Source organism: Polynucleobacter sp. UB-Raua-W9 (assembly GCF_018687435.1).
Classification (GTDB): domain Bacteria; phylum Pseudomonadota; class Gammaproteobacteria; order Burkholderiales; family Burkholderiaceae; genus Polynucleobacter.
Window position 1 is genome coordinate 1,825,824 of record NZ_CP061290.1, and the last position, 9,777, is coordinate 1,835,600.

General features: G+C 46.6%; 7 protein-coding genes and 1 pseudogene. 1 reads left to right on the plus strand and 7 read right to left on the minus strand.

The features are described 5' to 3' along the window. Positions 1–90 precede the first annotated feature (90 nt). Complete coding sequence (locus AOC07_RS09335) at positions 91–2,754, plus strand: DNA topoisomerase III (protein ID WP_215293408.1); 2,664 nt, start codon at positions 91–93, stop codon at positions 2,752–2,754. 59 nt (positions 2,755–2,813) lie between these two features. Here the strand turns inward: AOC07_RS09335 and mnmC are convergent. The 7 genes and pseudogenes from mnmC to rpmH form a co-directional block, all read right to left on the minus strand. After that, positions 2,814–3,815 (minus strand): annotated as a pseudogene (mnmC, locus tag AOC07_RS09425) (FAD-dependent 5-carboxymethylaminomethyl-2-thiouridine(34) oxidoreductase MnmC); the annotation flags it as partial. Between the two features lie 33 nt (positions 3,816–3,848). Next, on the minus strand, positions 3,849–5,714 hold the full coding sequence (locus tag AOC07_RS09340; RefSeq protein ID WP_215357645.1) for a phosphoenolpyruvate carboxykinase (GTP): 1,866 nt from the start codon (positions 5,712–5,714) through the stop codon (positions 3,849–3,851). 90 nt (positions 5,715–5,804) lie between these two features. Further along, positions 5,805–7,160 carry a tRNA uridine-5-carboxymethylaminomethyl(34) synthesis GTPase MnmE gene (gene mnmE / locus AOC07_RS09345; RefSeq protein ID WP_215358562.1) on the minus strand — a complete coding sequence of 452 codons (1,356 nt, stop codon included), beginning with the start codon at positions 7,158–7,160 and terminating at the stop codon, positions 5,805–5,807. 43 nt (positions 7,161–7,203) lie between these two features. After that, on the minus strand, positions 7,204–8,877 hold the full coding sequence (gene yidC, locus AOC07_RS09350; protein WP_215357647.1) for a membrane protein insertase YidC: 1,674 nt from the start codon (positions 8,875–8,877) through the stop codon (positions 7,204–7,206). 15 nt (positions 8,878–8,892) lie between these two features. Then, positions 8,893–9,126 (minus strand): membrane protein insertion efficiency factor YidD, encoded by a 234-nt coding sequence (gene yidD / locus AOC07_RS09355; RefSeq protein WP_215293411.1) that lies wholly within the window; start codon positions 9,124–9,126, stop codon positions 8,893–8,895. 1 nt (position 9,127) lies between these two features. Then, positions 9,128–9,445, minus strand: coding sequence for a ribonuclease P protein component (gene rnpA, locus AOC07_RS09360; RefSeq protein ID WP_251369644.1), 318 nt, complete (start codon positions 9,443–9,445; stop codon positions 9,128–9,130). A gap of 8 nt (positions 9,446–9,453) precedes the next feature. Beyond that, positions 9,454–9,588, minus strand: a complete 135-nt coding sequence (gene rpmH, locus AOC07_RS09365; protein ID WP_011903922.1) for a 50S ribosomal protein L34 — start codon at positions 9,586–9,588, stop codon at positions 9,454–9,456. Between the last annotated feature and the right edge of the window lie 189 nt (positions 9,589–9,777).

The window sequence follows — 9,777 nt, forward strand, 5'->3', positions numbered from 1 at the left end:
AAGCAGTTGACCAAACCCTGATTTGGTTTAAATTGTTCATCCTTTTTCCCTATTAAAAACATCATTTCAGGCTCAAATTTAGGCAAACGCGTGGCTAAAGCATCTACCAAAAGCAGCTCCAAAACCTCTTCTACGGATCAACCGAAGGCGCTCATCATTGCCGAGAAGCCATCGGTTGCCAATGACATTGCCAAGGCCCTGGGCGGCTTTACGAAGTACGAAGACTATTTTGAGAACGATGACTTTGTCATCTCCTCTGCAGTTGGCCACCTATTAGAAATTGCAGCCCCAGAAGAATATGACGTTAAACGAGGCAAATGGTCTTTTGCCAACTTACCCGTAGTACCCCCTTATTTTGATTTGCGCCCAATCGCCAAAACTGAATCACGTCTCAAGGTTTTACAAAGATTAATTAAGCGCAAAGATATTAATTCTTTAATTAATGCCTGTGACGCGGGCCGCGAAGGCGAATTGATTTTCCGTTTAATTGCGCAACACGCAAAAGCGCCTCAAGCAATCAAGCGCTTATGGCTGCAATCAATGACTCCTGCGGCAATACGCGATGGCTTTGCAAGTTTGCGCAGCGATGAAGATATGCAACCATTGGCCGATGCAGCGCGCTGTCGCTCAGAGGCCGACTGGTTAGTGGGCATCAATGGCACTCGCGCGATGACTGCCTTTAACAGCAAGAGTGGTGGCTTTTTCTTAACTACTGTAGGTCGCGTGCAAACGCCAACGCTCTCCATCGTTGTTGAGCGCGAAGAGTTGATTCGTAAATTCATTTCTAAAGATTATTGGGAAGTAAAAGCTGAATTTATTGCCGCAGCAGGAATTTATGAAGGCCGCTGGTTCGACCCAAAATTTAAGAAGGATGTTGCAGAACCTGATGCACGTGAGAATCGCCTATGGAGCGAAGCTGCGGCCCAAAGCATCGTTGCAGCATGTCGCGGTAAAAAAGCGGCTGTTACCGAAGAAGCTAAACCGGCAACACAACTAGCGCCCCAGCTATTTGATTTAACAAGCTTACAACGTGAAGCGAATGCTCGTTTTGGTTTTTCTGCAAAAAATACGCTCGGTCTTGCGCAAGCGCTTTATGAACGTCACAAAGTTTTAACCTATCCACGTACTGATGCAAAAGCATTGCCAGAAGACTACTTGGATACCGTTAAACAAACGATGGAAATTCTTGCTGAGAACTCACAGGACTATCGTGCGTTTGCCAAGCAGATTCTTAAGGGCGGCCCAGAAGATGCAAAAGCAAAAGCTGGTTACGGCTGGATCAAGCCAAACAAGCGCATCTTCGATAACTCCAAAATTTCTGATCACTTTGCGATCATACCAACGCTCGAAACACCTAAAAATTTAAGCGAGCCAGAGGCAAAACTATACGACTTGGTCGTTCGCCGCTTCTTGGCTGTTTTTTATCCTGCTGCAGAATTCCGCGTCACAACCCGCATTACAGAAGTCTCTGGCCACCATTTCAAAACTGAGGGTCGTGTTCTTGTTAATCCAGGCTGGCTTACTGTTTATGGAAAATCAAACCAAGCCGACGATGAGCTTGTGCCGGTCCAAGAGGGCGAAACTGTTCAAAGCGAATCCATTGCTGCAGTTCCATTAAAAACGAGGCCGCCAGCACGCTATTCAGAAGCAACCTTGCTATCCGCCATGGAAAGCGCCGGCAAGTGGGTTGATGATGACGAAATGCGCGAAGCGATGGCAGAAAAAGGTTTAGGTACACCTGCAACGCGCGCAGCAATCATTGAAGGATTGCTCGCTGAAAAATATATCGTGCGCGAAGCACGAGAACTTATTCCCACGGCAAAAGCTTTTCAGTTAATGACATTATTGCGCGGCCTAGATGTTGAAGAATTAACGCGCCCCGATTTAACTGGTAGCTGGGAAAATAAACTTTCCTTGATCGAGCAGGGTAAGATGAATCGCGATACTTTTATGCAAGAAATTGCACAGATGACTCAGCGTATCGTCAAACGCGCCAAGGAATATGATAGCGATACCATTCCAGGCGACTACGCGACCATGACCACGCCGTGCCCCCACTGCAAGGGTCCGGTGAAAGAAAACTATCGCCGCTTTGCCTGTGAAAAGTGTGGCTTTACGATCAGCAAAACCCCCGGTGGTCGCGCATTTGAATACCCTGAAGTGGAAGAATTGCTGCGCGAGAAAACAATAGGGCCACTACAGGGCTTCCGCAGCAAAATGGGTCGCCCATTTGCAGCCATCATCAAATTAAGTGAAATTCCAGAAGATGATGCCGACTATCCAAATGCAGGATTTAAGCTTGAATTTGATTTTGGTAATTCACAAGATGAAGAAACTGAAGCTATAGATTTCACAGGTCGCCCAGCACTGGGTGTTTGTCCAAAATGCTCTGGCGCGATTTATGAGGATGGCATGCGCTACGTTTGCGAGAACAATACTGGACCAAGCAAAACCTGTGATTTCAAAACTGGCAAAGTTGTTTTGCAACAAGAGATTTCGACTGAGCAAGTGCAGAAGCTGCTTAAAGAGGGTAAAACAGACCTCTTAACCAATTTCAAATCAAACCGCACTGGTCGTGGCTTTAAGGCTTATTTAGCCTTAGGCGCTGATGGCAAAATTGGTTTTGAGTTTGAGGCCAAAGCTGCCGGTGCAGCAAAAGCGCCTGCGAAGAAACGGGCAGGGGCTAGCGCTGCAAGCAAATCTGCGGCAAAGCCTAAGCGCGCAAGCAAAGCAAAGTCATCGCCTAGCACCTGAGCTGTAATCAGCTTAGCTGCTAGGGCGGACCATAAGATGCCGCGCGATCCTAGCGCGGTAGCCAAAAAGATACCGGGTCTTTGAGTAAGCGCACCAATGATTGGCAGGCGGTCACCAGCAACGCAACGCACGCCAACAAATTCTCCAGCTTTCATTAGCGACCCTGGATCCCCCTCGGGGTAAGCGAGCAAACCTTGTGCTTGTGCGCGATTAAAGTCATCGCTGATCATTCTTGGGGAAAGGTCGTCCTCTCCCTCATCGAAGCTAGAGCCTACAATCCAGCGGTAGCTGCCGTCTTTAAGCTGTTGGGCGGGAAGACAATAGCCATCGCCTGAGATACCCACTCTTGGCAAGCGGTTTGCCCAAGCATCATTTTCTTTAATTGAAAATATGCTGAGCTGCCCGCGAACCGGCTTCAGGGGCAGACGTATTCCGATGCTGCTCATTAAAGCTTTGCTCTCGATTGCAGCTGCCACCACTACCTTATCTGCGGAAAGAATTACTTCATTAGCATCATTCAATAAAAGCCATTTTTCATCAGCCTTCGCAAGTTGTGCAACGCGAGTGTTCCAAAGGCAAGATAAGTTTTCATGCTCTTGCAATAGGGCCTTACTTGTCTCAAATAAATTTAAAGAAGCGCCGCGAGGGAGCCAAACTCCGCTTTGTTGAATGCCGCAAATTTTTTCTGCCTCCTGCGCATCTAAGGGTTTTGCAATGTCGTCATCAAGATCTAAAGACTGTAGAAAACTACTTACTTCTGCAAGATCAAAATGTTTATCTTTTCTGGTTGGCTGAAAGATGCCATGCTGGTTCCAAACCTTGCCCCACCTGACCTCAGCCATTAAAAAGGCAATTCTTGTTAAACGTAGTAAGCGCGGAGATCCCTTGCCTATGTGTGGATGGGCAATAGCATAAGCATGGCTTGAACAAGCGGTGGCGGGAGAGGGTGCTGCATCAATAATGCATACGGATTTGCCGCGAAGAAGCAACTCATTTGTAATGGTTGCCCCGCAAATGCCCGCCCCAATCACCACTATTTCATGGTGTTGGGGTGTTGTCATTTAGCTGGTGTAGATGGATTTGTAGTGCTGGGGTTAGGCCCTCAAGCGTTGCTCGATTTTGCTATGAGTCTCTTTCAACTCTTTTGGCAAACGATCGCCAAGGTGATCAAACAATTCTGTATGGAGTTTTAGCTCGTTCTTCCAGTCATCAACTGCAACATGAATGGCTTTAGCAAATTTCTCTGTTGAATAATCAAGGCCATTCCAATGCATATCGCCGTGCTCTGGACAAATGCCAAATGGAGTTTCTTTGCCGCTTGCTTTGCCTTCTGCGCGCTCCAAGATCCAAGAAAGTACGCGCATGTTTTCGCCAAAACCAGGCCACACAAACTTACCGTTCTCATCCTTGCGGAACCAATTAACGCAATAAATCTTAGGCAATATGGCGCCTTCGGCTTCTAGCTTCTTACCTATATTGAGCCAATGCTGGAAGTAGTCGCTCATGTTGTAGCCGGCAAATGCGATCATGGCAAATGGGTCACGGCGTACAACGCCAATTTGGCCGGTAATCGCTGCGGTAGTTTCGGAACCAAGAGTGGCAGCCATATAAACACCCTCAACCCAGTCGCGGGCTTCGCTAACCAATGGCACAGTGTTTGAACGACGTCCGCCAAACAAGAACGCATCAATTGGAACGCCTTCTGGATCGTCCCACTTAGGATCAACCGCCGGGTTATTAGTGGCGGCAACCGTAAAACGTGAGTTTGGATGTGCGGCTTTGCGGCCTGCAGCACCATCGGCTGGAGTCCAGTCTTTGCCTTGCCAGTCGATTAAGTGTGCTGGCGGGGTTTCTGTCAAACCCTCCCACCAAACATCGCCATCATCTGTCAAACCAACGTTCGTGAAAATCACATCTTGGTTTAAAGAATCGATACAGTTTTGGTTGGTCTGGCGGTTTGTGCCTGGGGCTACACCAAAGTAACCAGACTCTGGGTTAATTGCAAACAAGCGGGTTTTGCCTGTCGCGGTATCTTTGCGTGGCTTGATCCATGCAATATCGTCACCAATAGTGGTTACTTTCCAACCATCAAATCCTTTTGGTGGAATCATCATGGAGAAGTTGGTTTTGCCACAAGCAGATGGGAATGCAGCCGCAATGTGATATTTTTTACCCTCTGGTGAAGTTACGCCCAGAATCAACATGTGCTCAGCTAGCCAGCCCTGGTCTCGACCCATATTGGATGCAATACGCAAAGCAAAGCATTTTTTACCCAAGAGAGCGTTGCCGCCATAACCAGAACCAAATGACCAGATCTCACGAGTTTCTGGGTAATGAACAATGTATTTGTTCTTATTGTTTGGCCAGGCAACATCTTTTTCGCCAGCAGCCAATGGCTTGCCAACAGTATGAATGCAGGGAACAAACTCACCATCGGTGCCCAATTGATCAACCACGGCCTTACCCATCCGAGTCATGAGGCGCATATTGATTGCAACATATGGGCTGTCAGACAACTCAACACCAATGTGGGCAATTGGGGAGCCTATTGGGCCCATAGAGAAAGGCACCACATACATTGTTCTACCGCGCATGCAACCATCAAACAATGGATTCAAGGTAGCGCGCATTTCGCTTGGCTCAACCCAATTATTGGTTGGACCAGCATCTTCTTTTTTGGCGGAGCAAATAAATGTGCGGTCTTCAACTCGCGCTACATCCTCAGGATCCGAGAGGGCTAGAAATGAATTTTTACGCTTAGCTGGGTTTAGGCGCTTAAACACTCCAGCACCAACCAAAAGCTCGCAGAACTCATCATATTCAGCTTGGGAGCCATCACACCAACGAATCGCATCTGGCTTAGTAAGGGCGGCAACTTCTCCGACCCACTCAATCAAGCGCTTGTTTTTTACGTACGCTGGCGCATTAGCATTAATTTGGCCGGCAGTTGCTGTAGTCATATGTTTTCCTATGAAGATTTAAATTTTTAATCCCGTGATTTTAACATTTTGGTCATATTTGAAGCCTTGACCAGGCACAGAGGAAACCCTCTATTTACCAATGCAGAATTGGCTAAAAATTTTTCCCAAAAGGTCGTCTGGAAGCAGCTTTCCAGTGATTTGCCCTAGGTGATTTTGGGCTAAAGATAACTCTTCTGCGAATAATTCGAGCGAATTATTCCCATTTGCTGCGAATTGTTCAGATCTTGCAATATGTTCTGAAGCGCGTTCGAGGCAGTCTAAATGCCTTCTTCTGGCTACAATCGCACCCTCTTGGGAGCCGTTCCACCCCACAATTTCTAGTATTTTTTGCTTTAAGAGGTCAATTCCATCGCCATTTTTGGCTGAAATCACAATAGCCTCTTTTGGGGCCGCGGGAGATACCAAAGACATCAAGTCTGATTTATTGATAACCTCTAAAACCGGGCACTTTGCAGGGAGCTCTTGGAGAATCCGCTCTTTCAACCCATCTTCAGCGGAATTGGGGTCCGTTAAAAAAACCACCAAGTCAGCCAGACGAATTGCATCCCAAGATCTTTCGATGCCTTTTGCTTCAACCACATCGCTTGTCTCACGCAAGCCGGCAGTATCAATAATGTGCATCGGCACACCCTCGATGGTGATGCTTTCTTTTACACGATCACGAGTGGTGCCTGCGATAGGGGTAACAATAGCAACCTCTTCGCCTGCAAGCCTATTGAGCAAAGAGCTCTTGCCAACGTTAGGAGCGCCAGCAAGAACAAGCTGAATACCGTCACGTAGAATTTTTCCCTGTTTAGCGCCATTCCGCAATGACTCTAGTTTTTCTTTGACAGCAAACAGTCGAGCGCGTGCCTGCGCATTCTCCAAAAATTCAATTTCTTCTTCGGGGAAGTCTAAAGTGGACTCAACCAAGATGCGCAGCTGAGTAATCTCTTCAATCAGATCATTAATACTCTCCGAGAAATCGCCTTGCAATGATCTGGCCGCGCCACGAACGGCAGCCTCACTTTGTGCGTCAATTAAATCGGCAATAGCTTCGGCCTGAGCTAAATCAATTTTGTTGTTCAAATAGGCGCGCAGGGTAAATTCTCCAGGCTCAGCAATCACCAGGCCATCAACCTTTCCCAACTCAAGGCAGCGCTTCATGACCAACTCTAGAAGCTGAGGGCCTCCATGACATTGAAGCTCCAAAACATCTTCGCCAGTAAACGAGGCGGGGGCGGCAAAATAAATTGCGATGAGCTGATCGATGGTCTGACCACCGGCATCGCGCAAGGTAAGTAGGTTTGCCTGTCTGGGTGAAAGCGCTTTTTGAAAAAACGCTTTTGTAATTGATTGGAGGCTTTGTCCGCTGATACGAACAACCCCAACGCCAGCCCTACCAGGGGCGGTAGCTACAGCAATGATGGGCAGCTTTCTAGTCATCATTGCTGTATGTTTTCCATGGAATGCTTATGCCATCAATAAATTACTTGGCTTCTTTTTTTCCAAACATTTGGTTAATTTGCCACTGCTGCGCAATCGATAACAAATTATTTACCACCCAGTAGAGCACTAAGCCGGCGGGGAAGAAGAAGAACATCACCGAGAATACGATTGGCATGTACATCATCACCTTTGCTTGAATAGGATCGGGTGGAGTTGGATTGAGTTTGGTTTGCACAAACATCGAAACAGCCATGATGACTGGCAAAATGTAATAAGGGTCTGGAACGGATAAGTCGCTAATCCATAAAACCCAAGGGGCGCCACGCATCTCTACAGATGACAACAAGACCCAATACAAAGAAATAAATACGGGGATCTGAATCACGACTGGCAAACATCCGCCCAAAGGATTGATTTTCTCTTTGCGATACATCTCCATCATTGCCTGATTTAGCTTTTGTGGCTCACCCTTATATTGCTCTTTCATTGCCATCAGGCGTGGCTGCACTTCTTTCATACGCGCCATCGACTTGTAGCTTGCGGCTGAAAGCGGGAAGAAGACCAGCTTAATCAAAATCGTCAGGAGAATAATTGACCAGCCCCAGTTACCAACATAGCCATGAATTTTTTCTAGCAACCAGAAAATGGGCTTTGCCAAAATAGTCAAGTAGCCATAATCCTTTAATAATTCAAAGCCCGGAGTAATTGTTTCTAAAACACTTTCCTCTTGTGGGCCAACAAATAGGCGAGACTTTTCAACAACCGTTGAGCCCTGCGCAACCACACCCAAAGGCGTTTGCATTCCAATGCGATACAGGCCGTTATCAATTCTTCCCACATAGATATCGCGTGCAAATTTATCGGCAGGAATCCATGCGCTAGCGAAGTAGTGCTGAACCATTGCAACCCAGGCGGGATCGCCAGCGGGCACCTGTGTTGGAAGGCTGACCTTATTTTTATCAATCGCCGTAAATTCCAGCTTATTAAATTTTTCTTTATCGGTGTATGCGGCTGGCCCAGTAAAGGTGCTTGCCGAGAAGGCGCCATCAAACGGCCCAATTTTTTTCTCTTGGCTACCGTCTCTTACTAACTCTGTATAGAGAACCAAGGGCGCAGCGCTAGTGCCCGACTGAGTAACACGATGGCCCACATCAACCACATAGCTTCCTGGATTAAGAATGAAGGTCTTTTCTAGCTTGACGCCATTGCGCTCGCTGGCAATGGTCAGGTATGGGCGCCCTGCGCCGTCCTTGCCCGATTGAATAAACTTAAAGTTACTAGTGTGATTTGGTAGGTCGTTATTGTTTAAAGAAATCAAACCAGAACGAGCAAAGTATTTGTGATTTGGTGTGTATTGGAAAAGTTCGACCGGCTTATTTTCTGCAGTCAATGCTTTTAATAATTTTGCGTCGATTACATTGCCGCCGTTAGCGCTAATTTCCAATACCAATACATCGTTTTGCAAAACAAACTTTTCGGCACTTTCAATCGCGCTCGAATTAACAATTGGAGCAGTGGCAATAGTCGGCGCACCCGATATTTGTGTTGGTACATCTACCTTATTTACGGCTACAGCCTTCTCGGCTCCGGTTGGACTGCTTGCTGGCACACTACCAAACAAAGATGGCTTGCCTTCATGAACCTGCCAATTGTTGTAGAGCATGAGACCCGACATCGAGAACACAGCCCAAAGAATTGTTTTTTTAAAGTCCATTTGTATTCGCTTAAGTTAATGAGTTGTTTGTTTTACCGCAGGATCATAACCGCCTCGTGACAGCGGGTTACATCGCAGAATGCGCCATGCAACAAGTCCAATGCTTTTTATAAGCCCGTAATGACTAAAACAGTCGCAGGCGTATTGTGAGCAACTCGGCACATATTTACAGTGCATACCAAGATAAGGGCTCAAAAGTAATTGGTAGGTTTTTACCAACCTGATTGCCGCATCATTTAAAACGCGCACCTTAAATCAACCCCGAAATCTGAGAGCGTAGAAGGTCTTTTTCTTTTTTTCTAAGTCTGCCGCGAGTTTCGCGACCAATGGGCTTGTTGAGCTTGACCACCACATCTTTATTTAAGGTGGTGGCTTGGGCCGTCCAAACCAATTCGCGAATCATCCTTTTCAGTCGATTGCGGTCTACCGCTCTTTTTGCTAATTTCTTAGCTACAGCAACCCCCAAATCTGGTTTACTGCCATCTAAAACGGGCGCAGCATACATACCCCAATACAAACTTGTCTTGGGGCGTATTTTTAGTAATTCAGAAATCCTAGCGCTGTTCAATTACTGGATTAAACAGCCAAACGCTTACGGCCTTTTGCACGACGTGCGTTTAAAACTGCGCGCCCACTCTTCGTTTTCATGCGAATACGAAAGCCGTGTGTGCGCTTGCGACGTGTTACTGATGGTTGGTATGTTCTTTTCATGATAGATCCCTGCAAAACCTACTATTTTCCTTGTTGCAAAGCAAAAGGTCAATCAATCTTGATGAATATGTAGGTGTTTTTCTCTATTTTTGTATGATTTTTTCTTAAACCATTAATTTATATGGATTTTTCGGGTTTATACACAAGTTATCCACAGCTTTTCCACGTTTTTGTAGCTTGTGGATAACT